General features: G+C 59.5%; 16 protein-coding genes. 11 read left to right on the forward strand and 5 right to left on the reverse strand.

The genetic code is table 11. The features are described 5' to 3' along the window. The first annotated feature begins 207 nt into the window (after positions 1–207). The 3 genes from DTF_RS0113355 to sugE all read left to right on the forward strand — a co-directional run bounded on the left by DTF_RS0113355 (position 208) and on the right by sugE (position 2,931). Positions 208–1,908, forward strand: a complete 1,701-nt coding sequence (locus tag DTF_RS0113355; RefSeq protein ID WP_027715725.1) for a DUF6178 family protein — start codon at positions 208–210, stop codon at positions 1,906–1,908. 104 nt (positions 1,909–2,012) lie between these two features. Continuing rightward, the gene (locus DTF_RS0113360) at positions 2,013–2,582 is read left to right on the forward strand and encodes a class I SAM-dependent methyltransferase (protein ID WP_035057043.1); all 570 of its coding nucleotides are present in this window, start codon (positions 2,013–2,015) and stop codon (positions 2,580–2,582) included. Positions 2,583–2,610: 28 nt separating this feature from the next. Continuing rightward, complete coding sequence (sugE, locus tag DTF_RS0113365; protein ID WP_027715727.1) at positions 2,611–2,931, forward strand: quaternary ammonium compound efflux SMR transporter SugE; 321 nt, start codon at positions 2,611–2,613, stop codon at positions 2,929–2,931. A gap of 26 nt (positions 2,932–2,957) precedes the next feature. Here sugE and DTF_RS0113370 read toward each other — a convergent pair whose 3' ends face one another. Together DTF_RS0113370 and DTF_RS23515 are read right to left on the reverse strand one after the other, a co-directional pair. Beyond that, positions 2,958–3,917, reverse strand: coding sequence for a TAXI family TRAP transporter solute-binding subunit (locus DTF_RS0113370; RefSeq protein WP_027715728.1), 960 nt, complete (start codon positions 3,915–3,917; stop codon positions 2,958–2,960). A gap of 97 nt (positions 3,918–4,014) precedes the next feature. Then, the gene (locus DTF_RS23515; protein ID WP_051361346.1) at positions 4,015–5,763 is read right to left on the reverse strand and encodes a B12-binding domain-containing radical SAM protein; all 1,749 of its coding nucleotides are present in this window, start codon (positions 5,761–5,763) and stop codon (positions 4,015–4,017) included. A 265-nt stretch (positions 5,764–6,028) separates the two neighbouring features. Between DTF_RS23515 and DTF_RS0113380 the strand changes: the two genes are divergently transcribed. From DTF_RS0113380 to DTF_RS0113395, 4 genes are all read left to right on the forward strand, one after another. Continuing rightward, positions 6,029–7,357, forward strand: coding sequence for a radical SAM protein (locus tag DTF_RS0113380; RefSeq protein WP_027715729.1), 1,329 nt, complete (start codon positions 6,029–6,031; stop codon positions 7,355–7,357). Between the two features lie 148 nt (positions 7,358–7,505). Then, positions 7,506–8,384: a rhodanese-like domain-containing protein gene (locus DTF_RS25560; RefSeq protein WP_051361296.1), complete on the forward strand. Its 879-nt coding sequence runs from the start codon at positions 7,506–7,508 to the stop codon at positions 8,382–8,384. Between the two features lie 25 nt (positions 8,385–8,409). Continuing rightward, positions 8,410–9,246: a rhodanese-like domain-containing protein gene (locus tag DTF_RS0113390; RefSeq protein WP_027715730.1), complete on the forward strand. Its 837-nt coding sequence runs from the start codon at positions 8,410–8,412 to the stop codon at positions 9,244–9,246. Between the two features lie 278 nt (positions 9,247–9,524). After that, positions 9,525–9,794 (forward strand): hypothetical protein, encoded by a 270-nt coding sequence (locus DTF_RS0113395; protein ID WP_027715731.1) that lies wholly within the window; start codon positions 9,525–9,527, stop codon positions 9,792–9,794. A gap of 141 nt (positions 9,795–9,935) precedes the next feature. Here the strand turns inward: DTF_RS0113395 and DTF_RS26855 are convergent, their stop codons facing one another. The 3 genes from DTF_RS26855 to DTF_RS0113410 form a co-directional block, all read right to left on the reverse strand. Then, positions 9,936–10,508, reverse strand: a complete 573-nt coding sequence (locus tag DTF_RS26855; RefSeq protein WP_027715732.1) for an ACP phosphodiesterase — start codon at positions 10,506–10,508, stop codon at positions 9,936–9,938. 47 nt (positions 10,509–10,555) lie between these two features. Beyond that, entirely contained in the window at positions 10,556–11,725 is a 1,170-nt protein-coding gene (locus DTF_RS0113405) for a hypothetical protein (RefSeq protein WP_027715733.1), read from the reverse strand. Between the two features lie 74 nt (positions 11,726–11,799). Then, the gene (locus tag DTF_RS0113410) at positions 11,800–13,143 is read right to left on the reverse strand and encodes a peptidoglycan DD-metalloendopeptidase family protein (protein WP_035057049.1); all 1,344 of its coding nucleotides are present in this window, start codon (positions 13,141–13,143) and stop codon (positions 11,800–11,802) included. A gap of 260 nt (positions 13,144–13,403) precedes the next feature. Between DTF_RS0113410 and DTF_RS0113415 the strand changes: the two genes are divergently transcribed. The 4 genes from DTF_RS0113415 to DTF_RS0113430 all read left to right on the forward strand — a co-directional run bounded on the left by DTF_RS0113415 (position 13,404) and on the right by DTF_RS0113430 (position 19,186). Next, positions 13,404–14,540, forward strand: a complete 1,137-nt coding sequence (locus tag DTF_RS0113415; RefSeq protein ID WP_027715735.1) for a M20/M25/M40 family metallo-hydrolase — start codon at positions 13,404–13,406, stop codon at positions 14,538–14,540. Between the two features lie 110 nt (positions 14,541–14,650). Further along, on the forward strand, positions 14,651–15,982 hold the full coding sequence (locus DTF_RS23525) for an NTP/NDP exchange transporter (RefSeq protein WP_051361297.1): 1,332 nt from the start codon (positions 14,651–14,653) through the stop codon (positions 15,980–15,982). A 41-nt stretch (positions 15,983–16,023) separates the two neighbouring features. Continuing rightward, positions 16,024–16,959, forward strand: a complete 936-nt coding sequence (locus DTF_RS0113425; RefSeq protein WP_027715736.1) for an aldo/keto reductase — start codon at positions 16,024–16,026, stop codon at positions 16,957–16,959. A 181-nt stretch (positions 16,960–17,140) separates the two neighbouring features. After that, positions 17,141–19,186, forward strand: a complete 2,046-nt coding sequence (locus DTF_RS0113430) for a sigma-54-dependent Fis family transcriptional regulator (RefSeq protein WP_027715737.1) — start codon at positions 17,141–17,143, stop codon at positions 19,184–19,186. Positions 19,187–19,268 lie beyond the last annotated feature (82 nt).

The following is a 19,268-nucleotide window of genomic DNA, read 5'->3' on the forward strand; positions in this document are numbered from 1 at the left end:
TAGATTCGAATACTTTCCATGATCACGATTGACGACCCTTGCCAATTTTAACAGCCATTAACGAGCCCGCAAGCAGGTCGATGCGATACATCCGGAGGAATCGGTCCGCCCCGATTGATTTCAATACCTTCGCGACTTGATAAAATAGATCAGCTGCTTTACATTGTCACACCCAAGGAAAAATCCGCCCGAAGTTGAGGAGTTCCGATGACCAGATTCGATCTGCCCCGCGAAAAAAAGAAAGGGCATCTGACCCTGTTGCGCCAGCCCCGCAGCATCACCGCGAGGGAGTTCAACGCCCTTACCCTGGCCGAACGCCTGGACATGGTGCGCGCCGCTCCGAGCCGGCAAAAATACGATCTTATCCTCGAGGCGAACGAACCCGAGGTGCTGATCCGCAGGCTTTCGGTCCAGGAACTTTACCTGATGATCAAGGAATTGGGCCCTGAAGACGTCCCCGAAATCTTTTCCATGGTGAACACCGATCAGTTCGCCACCTTCATCGATCTCGACTGCTGGCAGCAGGACCTTTTCGACGCGCCGGCCGCCCTGCGCTGGATGACCCTGCTTATGGATGCGGGGGAGGAGAAGGTTCTGGAAACAGCCGACGAGTTTGATTTCGAACTGCTGGTGCTGTTGTTCAAGAAGCTGATCACCATCACCCGCGGCCCCGAGGACGTTGAGGACGACGAGGAAATGGCCGAGTTGATGCACCGCAGCGGCGGCTACGAGATCGAGTGCCGAGACCCGGAACAGGCCAAAACCGTTTTCGCCTTTCTCGACATCCTCTTCCGTCGTCACCACCACCTCTACATGCGCCTGATAGCGGCTGTGCGCTGGGAAGACGAGACGGCCCTCGAGGAGGAGGTCTATCGCTTCCGCATCGGCCGCCTGCAGGACCGCGGCTTCCCCGATCCCTTCGAGGCCCAGGCCATCTATGCCTGGATGGACCCCGGGGAGTTCGACCCCCGTCAGCACCGCAAGCTTCCCATGGAGTCGGGAGAAGAAGGGGTGGAGGCGCCCGGCTTCGTCCTCTCCGCGGCCCGCCCCAGGGATCTGCTGGCCGAGGTGCTGGCCGCCGGCATCGACCATGAGACCGCCTGGGAGCTGACGTTCATCCTGAACAAGGTGATGGTCGCCGACCGGGTGGACATAGGGGAGGCGTATCAGGTCCACGGCTCGATGGAGGAGGTCTACCGCTATCTCAACATTGCCCTGGAGCATCTCTCGGACGGCGATTCGGCCACGGCCGCCGATCTGATGGAAGGTGTCTACCTGCAGACCCTTTTCCGCCTCGGCTTCAGCCTCACGCTGGTGCTGCAGCGGCGTGCCTGGAAAATGCGCGACTCGAAGATCGCCCCCTATCTGGACGGCCCCTTTCGAGCGCTTATCGACGCACTGGGGCGTAAGAAGCCTCAATTTTATGAAGGGATGGATGCGGAAAATCGCGGCGGCGAGCGCTCCTTCGCCAACCTGCATGATATCCGTCTGGCCGAGGACTGGCTGGACCGCCTCGAAGTCCAGCAGCGGCTGTTCGAACTCCGCTTCCCCTTCGAACTGCCCGCGGTGGCGGACCTGCACCTCGACGGGTGCGTCCCCGACGATCCCGAGGACCTGGCCCTCTCCGACTTCTTTCTCACCGCCCTGGCCAACCGCATCCTCGGCCGGGCCTTCATCCCCCGTCCCATTGCCGGGGAGGAACTGCTTGCGCTGCACGCCAGGGTCTGCAGCGAAGGAAAGGTCTCCGAGGAGCTGCGCCTTGAGACCCGCCACTGGCTCAACTCCCTCGAACCCGGAGCCGGCGCCTTCGGTGATTACTGCCTCGACTTGTGGGAGGAAGAGTTCTGCCGCCTCAAGCCGGAGGAGATCGAGCCGCGCTTCGTCAGCGGGATGATTGTGAAGCTTTAGTCAAGTCCGATCCGGCCGCGGGGGGTCTATTCCATAAGTAGTCAAAGTCGGACACCGTCGGAATGTTTGCCGAGCGAATTAGATAACTGGAGGCTATCAAGGAAATGAATGAAAAACCCATCGCCGCAGGGAAGAGCAGCTTCGATCTGGTCGATCCGGAAAAGGTCTTTGCCGAATTGCAGCTACAGCCGGAGACCGTTTTTCTCGACGTGGCCTGCGGGGTGGGCAACTACGCCGTGGCCGCCGCCGAGTTCATCGGCACCGGGGGCGTTATCCATGCCGTCGATCTGTGGGAGGAAGGGATCGCCGCCCTTCGGGAGCGGATCGACCAGATGGCGCTGACCCAGATCCATGCCGAGGTCGGGGATGTCAGCCGGAGCCTGCCCGTGGAGGATGACAGTGTCGACGTCGTCCTGATGGCCACGGTCCTCCACGACCTTGTGGCGGATGGAACGGCGGTGGGGACATTGCGGGGAATTGTGCGGGTCCTCAAGCCGCAGGGGCGACTGGTGATCATCGAGTTCGACAAGGTGGAAAGTGAGCCGGGCCCCCCGGTGGCGATCAGGCTGTCGCCCGGAGAGGTGGAGGAGATTGTCGCCCCCTACGGCTTTTGCGAAGAACACATCAAGGCCGTTGGTCCCACCACCTACCTCATCTCTTTTAAGACCGTCTAAGTGAGGCGGCATCATCGGGAAGTTCCATATGGCATGGGTTTATCTGGTCGTCGCCGGCCTCTTCGAATGCGGCTGGGCGATCGGCCTGAAATATACCGAAGGATTCTCCCGGCTATGGCCATCGGTGTGGACGATCGCCGCCATGGCCGTCAGTTTCAAACTATTGTCCATGGCGATGAGAACCATCCCCGTCGGCACCGCTTATGCCGTGTGGACCGGCATCGGAGCCGCGGGTGTGGCATTGGGGGGAATTCTTCTCTTCGGGGAATCGAGGGAGAGTATACGGATTCTGTGCATCCTGCTCATCGTCTGCGGGGTGTTAGGGCTGAAGGTTTTTTCGACGGATTGAGCCGATGGCAGGCTCGATTCTCCAGTCTATTGCCGGGACTCCCAGTAACGCTTCGCGCCCGGATGGAGAGGAACGGCGAGGTCCCGTGCTGCTTTATCGGGATCCAGTTCCCTGCCAGTGGGATGTACGGTCTGCATCTCCTTCAGCCCCTTGGCTGAAAAGATGTGAGAGAGCGCCTCAAAGACGATTTGGTCCTTTACCTTTTTGGAAGCCACCCATACGGCCTGATCCCGAAAAGTTTCCGCCTCCGCGTCCACGCATGAGTAAGCTCCCGCCGGAATCGTTCCCGGCGAATAGTAAGGATGTTCCGTGTAAAAGTCGGAACCGTCCGCAGCCTTGCTCAGATCGATGAAACGCAGGGAGGTGTGCCGGCAGATCTCCTTCAGAGAGGCGCTGGGATAACCGACTATCTGCCATACAGCCTCGACCTGGCCGCTGAGAAAATCCTTGACCACGAGGTCGAAGCTGGCATATTCGGGCTTGATCTCTTCCCACATTCCCACGCTCCGGAAAAACCTCCGTGCTGCCGCAAATGTCCCCGACCCTCGCGTTCCAACCGCCACCCTCTTGCCTTTCAGGTCTGCAAGTGTCCTGATGCTGCTGTTTTCCAGAACCGCAAGATGGGCGTATTCATCGAAGAGGCGGGCGACGGCCCTGACCCCGGTGAAGGAGACGGAATACTCTTTCAGCCGCCCTCTTTTCCCCAGTTCGATATCGCTGGCGCTGGCCAGAGCCATGTCGATTTTCCCCGTATCGAGTCGGATCAGATTGGCGATCGAGCCGCCCGAAGGATTGACGGTGATGCGCACCGCCGGCATCTTGCGGTTCAGCAGTTCGGCCAGGCCTTCGGCAAAGACGAGGTAGGTCCCCCCGGCCGGGCCTCCGTCGAAAGACACTTCCTTTGTTTCCGCTCCCCGGGCGCTTCCGGGCAGCCCGATCGTCCATAAAAGGAGGAGCATCAGCAGGGTTGACAGCCTTTTATCCATGCCGCCTTCTGTACCCATCCGTTTTCGACCCTGTCAGCGGTTGACCGTCCGTCATTTGGCCGTTCTTCTACAAGAATCGATCGAAAAGGGTCTCCTGTCAACTGTCGTCCATTTCGCGTCCTTGCGCAGGCAGTTCCGGGGTTCGGTCGAGGTCGAGGGGGATCTCCTTCACCCGCATTCCTTCGCCGCTTCGGGTCAGGTAGAGAAAGAGCAGCACCGTCCTTCCCGAGAGCCTCCGCAGCCGTTCGAAGACTGCGGCGAAGTGCTGGATCTTGATTCCCTGCCCCTTGACAGCCTCCGTCTCCCGCCGCACCTGTTCCCGAACCGCCTCCCTCTCTTCCTCCGTCAGGGTCAGGTCGAAAAAGTCCGGCGCGTTGCCGGGCGCTACCCGTTCGCAGAGGGCCAGATCACGAGCCAGTCCATCCCTGAGGGTTTCGCGTACCTCTCCGCCGAAGGTGCTCCGGACGAAATTCCAGCAGGCCTCGAAAACCGCGCGCTGGGAAAGGGGATGACGAAAGAGGTCCCGGGTGCGCCAGAAGTCTTCCAGGCGTTCGAGGCCTGCGGAAAGGGAACCGCAGGCCGCCTTCAATCCTTCGAGAAAGCCGCCGAACCGACCGCTGTTGAAGGTGAGATCGAAGAGGCGGCTGAGGCCGCGAAGTCGGTCGATCTCGGCGAAGGTAAGCTCCGGTGTGGAGAGGATGCCATAGGGGGGATGAGGGTCGAAGCGAAGGCCAAGCCGGCGGGCGTCGCGGCGCAGGGGGGCGCCGGGGAGGAGCTTGACCGGTTCGATCTGCAGGTGGTGGGGACAGAGAGAGGCCACCTTCTCGACGGAGGCCAGGAAGTCCCGGTACCCTTCTCCCGGAAGGCCCGCGATGAGGTCGAGGTGGAGATGGATGTTCCCCGCTGCCCGCAGGCGGCGGACGCTCTCCTCCAGCTTCTCCAGGGAGGCCTGCCGGCCGATGGCGTCGAGGGTGGCCGGCAGAGTCGACTGGACCCCGATTTCGAACTGGAACATCCCCGATGGGACCGTTTCCAATAGAGCCAGGGTTTCTTCGTCGAGGAGATGGGCGCCGATCTCGAAATGGAAGTGGGTCTGCCTGTTGTGCCGGAGAATGAAGGACCAGATCTCCCGGGCCCGGGCGGCATCATAGTTGAAGGTACGGTCGACCAGCTTGACCTTGGGGACTCCGGCGTCCATGAGCAGGCGCAGATCGTCCCGGATGCGGGCCATGGAGAAGGAGCGCACCCGTTCGTCGAGGGCGCTCATGCAGAAGGAGCAGGTGTACGGGCAGCCGCGGCTGGTCTCGAGATAGACGAAGCCGCGGGAGAGGTCTGCCAGGCCGAGAGCGAAGGGGGAGGGGAGTTCATCGAGATCCGCCAGGGGCGGAGCGTCCGGACCTTCGACTACCCCTTTGTTGCGGCGCTGAGCCAGGCGCGGAACGTCGAGGGAATCCACCCCCTTCGCCCAGGCCGAAAGGAGTCCGCGCAGGGGGATCTCTCCTTCGCCCCGCACCAGGGCGCTCACCCCCGGATGCCGGTCGAAGAGATCCGGACCGTCGAAGGAGACTTCCGGGCCGCCGAGAACGATGCGGATCCCCGGCCGGACCGTCGCAAGTGCATCGGCCAGCTCCAGGGTCTCGCGGCGGTTCCACAGGTAGACCGAGAAGGCGACGACATCCGGCTCCTCGGCGATGAGGGCGGCCAGCACATTCTCCTTCGGTTCGTGGACGGTGAATTCACGAATGCACAGTTCCCCGCATTCTTCCCGGCAGTACGCGGCCATGCAGGGAAGGGCGAGGCTCGGATGGATGAATTTGCTGTGCAGTGTTGTCAGGATGGTACGCATAAGTGACAGGATAACGGAGGGGGCAGGGGTTGGGAAGAGGAAATTGCTCCCTGGCCCGGGAGTGTGGTATCCTCGCTTTTCAATGAAATCATTAAGGCTTCCTCTCGCCCGTTCGCTTCGCTCACTCGAGCACGCAGAGATCGCAGAGAAAACCCTGGTTCGTCGGTTTTCTCCGCGTCCTCTGCGAACTTGAGCGACTGAAAGGAGCGGGCGAGAGACGATTCTGTTTTTTTGGGAATTCAGATTTTCCAGATCGGAAACCAAAGTGAAAAGATGCAAAACCATCCTTGCCGTGGTCGCCGATGAATCGGGGGAAGTCTTCGAGCACCCCGAACTGCTCATGCTGGGGATGAACGGCATGACCGCGCGCCTGCCGAGGGAGGATGAGCTCATCCCCCTGCCGGAAGGGAGCCGCCTCTTTACCATCCCCGATACGCCGCCCATCGGCTTCGACCGCAAACGGCGCCAGGCTGTCACGGCCGAGCGGCTGCCGCGCAACTGGGGGGGAGGACGGATTCAGGCGGTGTCGACCTTTCTGACCCCGGCCTTCACCCGCACCCTGCTGCCGGCGGCTGATTACCGGCACAAGAAGGTGCAGCTGCCCCTCTGGTCCTATACGGCGGTGGGGTGGTGCGCGGAGGAGGAGCGCTTCTACTGCGCCGCGGTGCGGGTCGACCGCAACACCCAGTGGGAGCCGGACCATTTCGATGACCGCAAGCTCGATCCCCTGGTGCGCCGCCGCCTGCGGGAAGAGCCGGACAACCGGCTGCTGGAGCAGCTCGCCCGCTGCGCCGTCGACTACCACTGCTTCGCCGCCAAGAACCTCTTCTTCCGCCGCTGGGAGGCCCCGCTTCCCACCTCTCCGGCCTGCAACTCCCGCTGCCTGGGATGCATCTCCCTGCAGGAGTCGGACTGCTGCCCTTCCAGTCAGGAGCGCCTGACCTTCGTCCCCACCGTCGAGGAGATCTGCCAGGTGGCGGTTCCGCATCTGCGCGAGGCCGAACAGGCGATCGTCTCCTTCGGCCAGGGATGCGAAGGGGATCCGATCCTTCAGGCGGACACCATCTGCTCCTCGGTACGCGAGATGCGCCGACAGACCCCCCGAGGCACCATCAACTTCAATTCCAACGCCTCCATCCCCGCGGCCGTCGACGCTCTGGCGGAAGCGGGAGTGGACTCGATCCGCGTCTCGCTCAATTCGGTTCAGGAACGTTTTTACAACGCCTATTACCGTCCCCGAGGATATGTCTTTGCAGACGTCCTCGAATCGATCCGGCGGGGCAGGGACAAGGGGCTGTTCACCATGCTCAACTATCTGGTCTTCCCCGGCATCAGCGACCGGGAGGAGGAGGTGGAAGCGCTCATCCGGCTGGTGGATGAGACCGGCATCGACATGATTCAGATGCGCAATCTGAGTCTGGATCCGGTCATGTACTGGGAGGCTATGGGCGTCTCCGGAGAGGGGATGGGAATGACGGCCATGCTCGATCGGGTCAAGGCCCGTGTTCCCCGAATCCAGTTCGGTTATTTCAACCGCACCCGGGAGAACTTCTACCCCGAGGGGTTCGAATCCGACTGGCCGATCCCGGCCTGAGGGACGGCAATCCTACCCCCTACCCATTGACAAGGGGGGCCGGCAGTCTACCCTTTTCTGAAGGGCAGACGCTGAGGGCTGCCGCAGGACATCTGATGATTTTGAGAATCTGATCAGACTTAAATTCTTACTCAAACGAGGAAAATAGATGGGATTACTTGATTTCTTCAAGCCGGTGGCGGTATGGCCGGTGGACCGCATAAAGCAATTCATCCAAGATCGTGACCCCGGCGATTACAACCTGATCGATGTCCGTCAGCCCCGGGAATATGCCCGCGGGCACATTCCGGGCGCGCGGTCGATGCCGGTCAGCCAATTGGAGGAGAACCATCGGGAGTTCGACCCGGACAAACCGACCATCGTCTATTGCAATTCCGGCCCGCGAAGCCAGGCCGCCGCGAGCGTCCTTTTACGGATCGGTTTCCGCCAGGTCGTCTGCTTGGAGGGGGGGATTTCCGCCTGGCACGGGATGGTCGCCAAAGGGATGCCGGAGACCACGATGGTCTGGTTTTTCCCGGCCCATACCCCGGATCAGTTCGTCGCCCTGGCCTGGCTGCTGGAAAAGGGGACACGCGAGTTTTACGGCCATGTCTCCGATCGGCTGACCGATCCTGAAGCCAGGGAGATGTATCTCAAGCTGACCGAAGCCGAAGATCACCATCTGGCCGCGTTGCAAAAGCTCTATGAAAAGTTCACCGGTCACGCCGCCGGAGAGGAATTCCCCTTTGGGGTCATTGATATCGATCCCGGCGAGGAGCCCATCATGGAAGGAGGAATCTCGGTCCGAAAGGCACTTGACTGGATAAAGGGGAAGACCCTGAAAGATATTTTAGAACTGACCATCGGGGTGGAAACCGTCGCCTACGATCGGTATCTTTTCATGCTGGAGAAGATCGAGGACGAGAGCATCCGCAAGGTTCTCAAGTCCCTGGCTCTGGTTGAGAAACGGCACCTGGAAATGGTCTCCCAATGGCTCGAGAGGCTGATCGAACAAAAACAGAAGGTATCGGAATCGGCTCCACTCTAAGAGGCGGACCGGCGCGGAAGGATCTATGAGCTTACTGGATTTTTTCAGACCCACATCCACCCTGTCGGTACAGGAGGTCAGGGCGTTTCTCGACGAACACAGTCCCGAGGAATACAACCTGGTTGATGTGCGCCAGGCAAAGGAGTACGAGAGGGGGCATCTCCCGGGGGCGAAATGGATTCCCATGGATGAACTCGAAGAGAGGCAACGCGAGCTCGACCCGGGGAAGCGGACGATCACCTACTGCTCCGCCGGCGTCCGCAGCCGCGCCGCGGCGGCGGTCCTGGCCAATGCAGGTTTCAGGGAAGTGTACAGCATGCGGGGAGGAATCAGGGAGTGGGAAGGCCTTGTCGCCGAAGGCGCCCCGGAGTCGGATTTGACGTGGTTTGACGCCGCCCGGTCCCCCGAAGAGTACCTGGCCCTGGCCTGGTATCTGGAGGAAGGAACCCGCCAGTTTTACGCCCGGCTCTCCGAAGAGCTGCGCGACAGGGAAGCCTCCGCCCTGTTCCGTGAGCTTGCCGTTGCGGAAGTGCGGCACAAGGAGACGCTGGTTGCCCTCTACGAGGGGTTCGCGGGGAAACCAGCAGGGGGCGGCTTTCCGGAGGGGGTGGCTGAAAGGCCGACCGAGCAGTACATGGAAGGCGGTATGCGGGTGAAAGAGGCCCTCGAATGGATCCGGGGGCGGCAGGTCCGCGATATCCTCGAGCTGGCCATCGGCCTGGAAGCTACCGCCTACGACCGCTACCTGATTCTGCGGCGCGAATTGGGAGATGAAAATTCGCGGCGGGTGTTTGAAATCCTCTCCGATGAGGAGAGACGTCATCTGCAGAAGCTGACGCGGCTTTTCGATCATTTCATTTGATTGTCGCACAAAGACTCTTTTCGCCTGTTGTTGCTCACGAAACAGAGAGAGAACCAACTAACAAAAGCTTAAACCATTGCACGCGGATCAAATCTGATAAAGGCGGATTAAAAGCGAAGTGTTCGATCCGAATTTATCAGATTCGATCAGATGTTATCCGCGTGCAGGTTTTGGACCTTTGAATCTTGAAGTCATTATAAGACTCCGGGGATATGCACAGACTCGCAACAGCGCTGGTACTCATGCTCTTGACAATGGCCGCGGCTCCGGCGCACGCCATGAAAGATATTGTCGTGGATTGGGAGACCGGTGAGGTGACCGTCACAGAGGAGTCGGTGGACGAGGAAGCCGAAGAGGACGCCGCCCTCAGCTACATCGAAGAAGCCGAAGAGGCCGAAGAGAAGATCGAGAGACTGCAGAGGGCTGTGGAAATCCAGCAACAGGTGATCCGAAAACAGAGTGCTCTGATCAAGGGGCTGCGCGAAGAGCTTCGGCACAAGGACCGGCTGCTGTTGGGGATGGAACAGCTGCTGCGGCGGTCACGGTAATCAAAATATTCATTTTTTCACCCCCCGTTTGCTTCGCTCACTGGAGGCACGGAGAACACAGAGAAGTACCCCAGGATTTGTTGAATTTCTCTGTGTCCTCTGTGGGGAAATTCGTTTATCCTCTCGAAAAAAAGTCCGGTTTCACCAATCCCGCAAGTATTCTTTGGCTTCCTCCAGAAACAGGTCGCAGTCTGCCTCCAGGCCGGCATAATGCCGGTGCAGCTCCCCGATTCCGAGGGCGATGGGATTGGGGCGCCTGAGCCGTTCGGAGATGCGTTCGAGGACCCGGCCGATAACCTGCTCATCGCGATAGGAGACCAGCCAGTTGTGGGCGATCATACGGGGGGCGACCCGCTGCAGGCCGGGAGGGAGAATGTCCCGGCTGGTTTCGAGGAGCCGATAGATGTCCCGGGCGAACACCTCCAGGGGCGTGTCCGAGTAATGACTCCACTTCCTGGCGAGAAAGTGGTCGTAGAAGACGTCCACAAGGACGCCCTTGCAATGGCCGAAACGATCGTGAATCCGCGCCTTGCTGCGCCGGAAGACGGAGCTCTGGTGTGCGAAGGCGTCGACCCGGCGATGTTGTCTGATCCCCCGGAGAATCTCGGGAGCCCAGCCGTTTTCGAGCCGCCCCTTGATGAAGTCCCCCATCAGATTGCCCAGACGGCATTCGGGGGTCGGATCGGAGAGATAAAGGTGAACGAGATAGTTCAAATGAACCCTCGGGCGGTGGATGCCGGTCCGGTGCTTGCCGTCCCTTCCTATAAGGTGAGGATCTTGTTCTTGAGAACCAGGATCTCGAAGGCCATGGCCGCCTTGGATGTCAGCTTCTGCAGATCGAAAAGACGCTCGCCCAGATCGATCCCTTTTCCGTCCACGTAGAGTACGCCGACCACCCGTCCCATCATCATGAGCGGAACCATCAGGGCGACATCCGGAAGCGTTCCTCCCATCTCCTGAAGCATCATGGAATTGAAGGGGGAGCGGGGGATGGGGCCGAGATAATAACTTTTCGTTTCGGCTACCGTTTTCAATACGGAGGGTTCGTCCAGAGGGACCTGAAGCTGATCGAATCCCGGCGACTCCTGCCGGTCGACGGCGCACTTCCATCCCAGGGCCGTCTCCCCGCGGACCAGGAAAATCGCGCAGCGGGGGAATTCCCGGGCCAGGGCGCCGAGGACTACATCGAATATATCGTCGCGGTCGCGGGCCTCCACCAGCCGTTCTACGGCAGCTTCATCGCCCACGGTTTCGACGACCGGCGCCTCCACCTCTTCCTCGTGAATGTCCGCTTCTTCGAGATCGATCGGTTCTTCGATTTCCTCGGACGCCGACGGACCGGCCGCGCCTTCTTCAAGCTCTTCGAACCAGTCGCCTCCGGGCTCCGCCGGAGACGGCGGGGGTGCGACAGCCGTCTCCTCCAACGGTTTCGGTTCGGGCGGCGGAGCAGGTCTCTTCTTCACCTCGACCTTCTTGGCCGCATGGATGTAGCGGCGTTCGCGCTCGATGCCGTAGTAATTTTCGAGGGCGAGAACCATCCGTACCTCAGCCACGACCGCCGGGCGGATGATGAAGCCGGTGCGGAAGGAGATCTCGTCCAGCCCCTTGAGGTCCGTGGGGTTGGACATGGCCAGGGTGAGCCGGCGTCCCTCCAGCCGAAGAGGAATCACCCGATAGCGCTCGGCTATTTCTCGGGGGATGAGCTTGATGACCTCCGGATTGACCTTCATTATCTGGTCGGCGTCGATGGCTGGAAGACCGAACTTCTTGCTCAGCGTCCGGGTAATGTCCTCCTCATCCAGGGCGCCCATCTCGATCAGATTGGTGCCGAGTCTGCCGCCGAAGATGACCTGATATTTCAAGGCCTCTTCCAGCTCGGCCGGCGAAATGACGCCCTCCTGCAGCAGGAGGTCTCCCAGTTTGAGGGCCATTTTTTATTGACTCCACTAAAAAAATCGTGAGGCGTCCTTACCCCTCATTCCTCACGATGTAAAGGTCTTCTTGCTTACTGGCGAACAATGGTATCGTCGCCTTCCCGCTCCAACTGCGCCTGAAGAATTTGTCCCCCTTCGAGGCGGGCCAGCAGGGGAGCGATGGACGTTTTGAACTCCGCCATCCGTTCCCGCGAAACCGGCGGCGCGGCCTTGGCCCGGACCTTGTTCGGATTGACCGGAGAGCCGTTATTGTACATACGGAAACAAAGGTGCGGCCCGGTGGCCAGGCCGGTGCTTCCGACATAGCCGATCGTCTGTCCTTGAACGACCCGTTTCCCTTTTTTCATCCCCTTTGCGAATCCGTTCATGTGCAGATATAAGGTTTCGTAACTGTTGTTATGGCGGAGCTTGATGAAGTTCCCGTTGTACTTGGTACGGCCGATGTTGATGATGGTGCCGTCGCCGACCGTCTTGATCGGAGTGCCTGTGGGGGCGGCGTAATCGATGGCCGGGTGGGCCTTCCAGGTTTTTGTGACGGGATGGTAACGGCGCATGGTAAAGCCGGAGGAAATGCGGGAGAAGGCCAGGGGGGCCCGCAAAAAAGCCTTGCGTACGCTGTTGCCTTCGCCGTCGTAATAGGAGGGTCGATTATTGCCGTCCTGGTAAAGAAAGGCTCTGTAGGTGGTTCCCTGATTGGTGAATTCAGAAGCCAGAATCCGGCCGTAACCGGCCGGCTTGCCGTCGCGAAAACGCTTTTCCACAAAGGCCTGGAAGGAGTCGCCGACGCGGATGTCGCGGATGAAATCGATATCCCAGGCAAAGATGTCGGCCAGGGACATGGCCAGCTCTGGGCTCTCACCGCTTTCGGCCACGGCTTCGAAGAGGCTGGAAGTAATCGTTCCCCGGACAAGCTCAGTATCCACCGCGTAAGAAATGGGAATGCGGGTAAGGTCGATATTTTCTTCTTCCTTGCGGATGATGAGCTGTTCATCCTTGTCGATATCGTACTCGAAGCGGTCGAAGGAGCCGTCCACGAGGCAGAGCTTGTAAGGCTGCCCGGCGCAGATTTTCGAGAGAGGGAAGACCTCCTTGCTCTTGCTGGTAAGATTGAGAAGCTCCTGGGGGGTGAAATAGTCTCCCAGCAGGGCGGTGATCGTGTCGCCCGGGCGGATGGTCCCCTCGACGAATTCCCGGCGGATCTCCGGAACAGAAGGCTCCTGCGGCGGCACTGGTTCCGGAGCCTCGGCTTCCCTCTGCGAAGTCAGGGTGTGGGCTTCGGTATTTATCGACGGCTGCCGGCTCAGGAGGAAGACCGCGACAGCGACCGCAAGGAAAAAAATAAGAAGCGGCAGGCGGCGTCGGGAGCGACGACGCCTGAAAGGTGAACTCTTGGGAGGATGAAAATCGAAATTCACGGGTGATTGCCTGACGTTAGGACATGAAAAGAAAGGTCAGGGCCATCTGTTCTTCTTGCGACCCCGCAGAATATTGCGCAACTTTAGCAGATTCCGCGGCCCCTTGTCCAGACGCATAAGGTCGATTTTGAAAGCTTCGTCTTCCTTTCAATTCTATTGAAAAACATGTTGCAAATAGGCTACACATTGTGTTCGAAAGTGACACCTTTCGATGTGCCATCCCGAACGGCAATTTGCATGCAAACCAGACGAGGTAAGCGATGATCGACACCGAACGTTTAACGGCGGAGTTCGCACGCCAGGCCGCCATCTCCAGCCCCTCCTTTCGGGAGGGGGAGATCGCCCGCTATCTGACGGAGCGCTTCCGGCGCATGGGCGCAGAGGTGTTCATGGACGGGGCGGGAGAGAGAGTCGGAGGGGAGAGCGGCAACCTGATTGCAGCCTTTCCCGCCAGGGGGAAGGAGGGCGAACCCCTGATGCTCTCCGTGCACATGGACACGGTGGGACCGGCCGAGGGGGTCGCTCCGCTTCTGACGGATGGGGTTTTCACCAGTGCCGGAGAAACGATCCTCGGGTCCGACGATAAGGCCGGGATTGCGGAGATTATCGAAGCTCTGGAGGTCGTCCGGGAAAACAACATCCCTCACGGTCCCATCGAGGTGGTGGTCACCATCTGCGAGGAGGTGGGCCTCCTGGGAGCCAAACACCTCGACTTCTCCCGGATCAGGTCCCGGCGAGGACTCGCCCTCGATACTTCCGGGGTCGATCTGCTCATCCATCGGGCTCCCGCGGCCAACAAGATGCGTTTTGAGATCACGGGCCGGGAGGCCCATGCCGGCATTGCCCCGGAAAAGGGAATTTCGGCGATCCAGGTCGCCGCGGCAGCCGTTGCGGCGATGCGCCTCGGACGAATCGACGAAGAAACGACCGCGAACATCGGCACCATCCAGGGAGGGCAGGCGACGAATATCGTCCCCAAAAAGGTAATTCTCGAAGGGGAGGCGCGCAGCCACGACCCGGGAAAGCTGACTCGGCAGACCGAACACATGATTTCCTGCCTGGAGGCGGCGGCGCTGGAACGGGCGAGGGAGCTCGATGGCGGAACATTCGTACCCGAGGTGAAAACCGAGGTCATGGCCGACTACCCGGCCATGGCGGTGCCCCTCGACGGATCGATCATCCGGCTGGTGCGGGAGGCTTCCGACCGCCTCCAGCGTCCTCTGGAAATCAAGGCCGCCGGAGGCGGCTCCGATGCGAACATCTTCAACGGGCAAGGAATTGAGACAGTCATCCTCGGCACCGGAATGACCAATGTCCACACGGTGGACGAATGCGTTCGGGTCGAGGACATGGCACGGGTCGCCGGGCTGCTGGTGGAGATCATCCGCCTGGCCTGAGCTGCCGTCTGGACGCCCTGTTCCGGTTCCCGGAACAGGGCTCGCCACAAGAAAGGGGATTCAGGTTCCGTTATACTGGAGGAAACTCCACCCCCGCATCCGGTGGCGCCATGGATAAATTTTCCGGACCAGGCAATTCGCGTGTCCATAGCTGGCTGAAACGGCTGGTCAAGGTGGAACCGGAAGAAGTCCGCGCACTCCTCTGGTCCTTCAGCTACTTTTTCGCCCTTCTGTGCTCTTATTATATCGTGCGGCCCATGCGCGACGAGATGGGGATCGCCGGAGGGGTCGAACATCTTCAGTGGCTCTTTACCGGCACCTTCCTGGCCATGCTCGCCGCGGTTCCCCTGTTCGGCTGGATCTCTTCGCGTTATCCCCGCAAGACGTTTCTCCCCCTCGTCTACTTTTTCTTCATCGCCAATCTGCTGATCTTCTTCGGACTCTTCCGCTCCGGGCTGACCCACGCCTGGGTGGCCCGGGCCTTTTTCATCTGGACCAGTGTCTTCAACCTGTTCATCGTGTCGGTCTTCTGGAGTTTCATGGCCGATCTTTTCAACGACTCCCAGGCGAAGCGCCTGTTCGGCTTCATAGCCGCCGGCGGCACCGCCGGCGCATTGGCCGGCCCCGCTCTGACCGCCACCCTGGCCATTCCTCTGGGACCGACCAATCTGCTGCCGATCTCCGCCCTCGGTCTCGGGTGGGCGGTGCTGAGCATCCACCGGCTGGCCGCCTGGCGGAAGAGGATCGATCCCGGACCGTCCGCTTCGGCTTCAGCTTCCGGGGGCTCCTCCCCGGACGGGAGGAATCGCGGTCTGGGGGGCGGGGCCTGGGCGGGCATCCGGCTGATCGCCCGATCGCCTTACCTCCTGGGGATCTGCCTCCTGATCCTGCTCTTCACAACCCTTTCGACCTTCCTCTATTTTCAGCAGGCGCACATCATCGAGGACAGTTTCGCCGATCCGGCGAAGCGCACAGCGGTCTTCGCGGGGATCGATTTTGCCGCCAACGCGCTGACCCTCGTCATCCAGGTTTTCTTCACCAGCCGCATCGTCAAGGCGCTGGGGATGGCCTGGAGCCTGGCGCTGATCCCCCTGCTGCTGGGGGGCGGCTTTCTGCTGCTCGGCACGGCGCCGCTGCTGGCGGTGCTGGTGGCCGTACAGGTGGTGCGGCGAGCCGGCAATTACGCCATCATGAAACCGTCCCGGGAGATGCTCTTCGTCGTTCTCGGCGAGGAGGAAAAATACAAGGCGAAGAACGTGATCGACACGGTCATCTACCGCAGCGGCGACGTGATCAGCGCCTGGGCCTATGCGGGTCTGCAGGCCCTCGGCCTGGGGCTCTCGGCCATCGCCTTCATCGCCGTGCCGATATCCGTGCTGTGGGCGTGGATCTGCTATCAGCTTGGAAAGGCGCAGGAAAAGAGAGCGGGTGTCCATCCGTAGTTTCCGGATAACCACTAGCTCGATAGAGAGGAGGTATCGCCATGAACGGAAACGACCATCCGATATCCCGAAGGAGCTTCATCGGTTCTCTGACAGCGGTGCTTGCGGCCTTCTGGTTGGCTCCGCAGGGGCTGCGAGCGGCGGAGAGAAAGCTGATCCGAAAGGCGATTCCGGCCACCGGCGAGACCTTGCCGGTCATCGGGCTGGGCACCTCGCGGACCCTGGACGTCGGCGGTGATCGAGCCGCCCTGCCAACCCTTGCCGAGGTCCTGCAGTCCTTCTTCGGCCACGGCGGAGAGCTGATCGATTCCTCGCCCATGTACGGCTCGGCGGAACAGGTCATCGGCGAGCTGCTGAACCGCGTCGGGCACGGGGACCGGCTCTTTGCCGCGACCAAGGTCTGGACCGACGGCGAGCAGGCCGGCATACGGCAGATGGAAGACTCCCGTCGGAAGTGGGGCGTCCGCCGCTTCGACCTGATGCAGATTCACAACCTGCGCGATTGGCAAACCCACATGAAGACACTCCAGGCCTGGAAAGCCGATGGGAAAATCCGCTATACCGGGATCACCACGTCTCATGGCCGATTTCACCGGGAACTGGAAGAGATCCTGCGCAACGAATCGCTGGATTTCGTACAGCTCAGCTACAACATCGAAGACCGCACCGCCGAAGAGCGTCTGCTGCCGCTGGCTGCAGAACGCGGGATGGCGGTCCTGGTCAACCGCCCCTATCAGCGCGGCGATCTCTTCCGCAAGATCAGGGGCAAAGAGCTGCCAGAGTGGGCAGCCGAATTCGACTGCACGAGCTGGGGCCAGTTCTTCCTCAAGTTCATCGTTTCCCACCCGGCGGTCACCTGCGTTATTCCCGCCACTTCCAGGGTCGATCATATGGAGGACAACATGGCGGCGGGCTTCGGCCGTCTGCCGGATGCCGCGACGCGCAGGAAGATGGTCGGCTACTTTGAATCTCTGTAAAGGAGGTCAGCCGTCCAGGATCGAAAGATTTGCCTCTCATCTTTCACTAATAGGGGCTTATTTAGCTCCTGCGTTGTGTGTTATGCTGTTCAAGGCCTGAAGCCCCATTTTCGAGTATGCGGCCGAATATTCAAAAAACAGGATCTGCAACATTCCAGTTGAGGTCAGAGGAGATGTTTTCATGCAGGTAACTGAAATCATGGTTCCTGCCAGGGTTCAGATTCGTCCCTGGGACAATATACGCAAGGCCATTGAGTTGCTTAAGCAATCCAAGCTCAATGGAGTGCCTGTCGTCGACCAAGAAGGAAAGCTCGTCGGATTTTTCGGCCGCTCGAATCTTTTTGACTGCCTGCTCAACGATATAAGCCTCGATACGGCTATAGAGAACTACTACATCCGCGATGTCGTTTATCTTCGCGAAGACAAAACCTATGACAGCCTGGAAGAACTGTCTCACTGGCTGCATACCTGCATGGTAGGCCAGACTGTCGTCGTGGATATGGACCATGAGCCGATCGGGATATTGACCCAGGCCGCATCCGTCATCGATCTGCTCGACCGCACCGAGTATTTGTACAAGGAATTGTCGAGCGTCATTGAGAATGTCCCGGCGGGTATCCTGGCTACCAATGAGGCGGGGATCATCACCCTGGCCAATCAATATGCTCAGGACATTCTGCAAGAGGTTAAAAAGGGAAAATACATCGGCAATTATTTCAGTGTCCTGAAAGCCGATTTTTCGCCCGTCACCCGTGGCGACTGGATTGCACCGCGTAAGATTGAACATAAATCCCTGAAGCTTATCGCGACTGCTGTGCCGATCTATCAGAACACCCAGGTCAAGGGTGTGATTTTTGTCATCCAGGATATGACGGATGTCGAAGGAGTAGCCCATGAGCTCGGAGCCGTCAAGGAGCTCAAATCGACCCTTGAGACGGTTCTGGATGTCGCTTACGAAGGGGTAGCCGTCCTGGATGAACAGGGGCGGATCACCTTGGCGAATGCAAGCTTTTGCAGGAAAGTCGACAAATCAAGAGATCAGGTTATTGGACAGAATATCAGTAAATTCATCCCGATAACGGACGAAGAGTTGACTCTGAAAGCCTTGGAAATCAACTCCAAGCCTTGTGTGGTCTCTTCCATGCCGTATACGAAACCCGACAACGCCAAAGGATTCGTCATAAAGATATACGAAGACCTCGATCAGCTGTCCGACGTCATGCAGCAGCTGAACAGGCTGAATATGCAGCTCGATTATTACAAGGACGAGCTCTACAAGGCCAATGGCACGAGCTACACCTTGAATAACATCGTCGGCAATAATGAAATCATTGCGAGAATAAAAGCACAGATCATGCAAGTGGCCCGCGGCAATTCGAACGTGCTGATTTCAGGAGAAAGCGGCACCGGCAAGGAGTTGTTTGCGCATTCGATCCATAACGCCTCACTGCGGCGCAAGGAGCCTTTCATAAAAGTCAATTGTTCCGCGATCCCCGCGGAGCTTGCCGAATCAGAGCTGTTCGGCTATGAAGACGGAGCTTTTACCGGAGCGCGCAGGCAAGGCAAGCCGGGCAAGTTCGAACTGGCGGACGGCGGGACGATTTTCCTCGATGAGATCGGTGACATGCCGCTTCTGCTCCAGGGCAAGCTCCTTCGGGTCATTCAGGAAAAAGAAGTCGAAAGGGTGGGCGGGGTTAAGACGCGTAAAGTCGACGCCAGAATCATTGCCGCCACCAACAGGGACTTGAAACGTCTCGTCGGCGAAGGCACGTTCAGAGAGGATCTCTATTTCAGGATCAATGTCATCGAGTTCAAGATCCCCCCGCTGCGGGAGCGCAAACAGGACATCCAGGTGCTCGCCGATCATTTCATAAAGAAGTACAACGATCGTTTCACGAAAAGGGTAAAAGGCATTGCCGACGAGGCCGTAGAGGCTTTGGTTCGATATGATTGGCCCGGCAATATCAGAGAGCTGGAAAACATCATAGAGAGAATGATGAATTACATCGAGAGCGGATGGGTCGATCTCAAGGACGTACCAGAGGAAATCAGGTCACCGGAGATGGAGTCCACGAAGACGGCACAGAGCCTGGCCCTGGCCGACATCGAACAGGAAGCGATCCGTGCCGCCCTCGACGAGGCTCGGGGGAACAAGTCCAAGGCGGCAAGGTTGCTGGGGATCAGCAGATCGAAACTCTACGAAAAGCTCTCTACGGATCAGTCCTGAGGTCCGGAACCGCCCTCATTTCCGCATCGAACTGTCCGGAAAACAAACACCTGTTTTTTTTCCACACATGCGCCTCCTCCTC

This window comes from Desulfuromonas sp. TF (genome assembly GCF_000472285.1).
In the GTDB taxonomy this organism is placed as follows: Bacteria; Desulfobacterota; Desulfuromonadia; order Desulfuromonadales; family ATBO01; genus ATBO01.

Excerpts from the sequence above, each read along its gene's own strand:
- DTF_RS0113355 (WP_027715725.1), top strand. The coding sequence starts at position 208 with ATGACCAGATTCGATCTGCCCCGCGAAAAAAAGAAAGGGCATCTGACC.
- DTF_RS0113360 (WP_035057043.1), top strand. The coding sequence starts at position 2,013 with ATGAATGAAAAACCCATCGCCGCAGGGAAGAGCAGCTTCGATCTGGTC.
- sugE (WP_027715727.1), top strand. The coding sequence starts at position 2,611 with ATGGCATGGGTTTATCTGGTCGTCGCCGGCCTCTTCGAATGCGGCTGG.
- DTF_RS0113370 (WP_027715728.1), bottom strand. The coding sequence starts at position 3,917 with ATGGATAAAAGGCTGTCAACCCTGCTGATGCTCCTCCTTTTATGGACG.
- DTF_RS23515 (WP_051361346.1), bottom strand. The coding sequence starts at position 5,763 with ATGCGTACCATCCTGACAACACTGCACAGCAAATTCATCCATCCGAGC.
- DTF_RS25560 (WP_051361296.1), top strand. The coding sequence starts at position 7,506 with ATGGGATTACTTGATTTCTTCAAGCCGGTGGCGGTATGGCCGGTGGAC.
- DTF_RS0113390 (WP_027715730.1), top strand. The coding sequence starts at position 8,410 with ATGAGCTTACTGGATTTTTTCAGACCCACATCCACCCTGTCGGTACAG.
- DTF_RS0113395 (WP_027715731.1), top strand. The coding sequence starts at position 9,525 with ATGAAAGATATTGTCGTGGATTGGGAGACCGGTGAGGTGACCGTCACA.
- DTF_RS0113405 (WP_027715733.1), bottom strand. The coding sequence starts at position 11,725 with ATGGCCCTCAAACTGGGAGACCTCCTGCTGCAGGAGGGCGTCATTTCG.
- DTF_RS0113415 (WP_027715735.1), top strand. The coding sequence starts at position 13,404 with ATGATCGACACCGAACGTTTAACGGCGGAGTTCGCACGCCAGGCCGCC.
- DTF_RS23525 (WP_051361297.1), top strand. The coding sequence starts at position 14,651 with ATGGATAAATTTTCCGGACCAGGCAATTCGCGTGTCCATAGCTGGCTG.
- DTF_RS0113425 (WP_027715736.1), top strand. The coding sequence starts at position 16,024 with ATGAACGGAAACGACCATCCGATATCCCGAAGGAGCTTCATCGGTTCT.
- DTF_RS0113430 (WP_027715737.1), top strand. The coding sequence starts at position 17,141 with ATGCAGGTAACTGAAATCATGGTTCCTGCCAGGGTTCAGATTCGTCCC.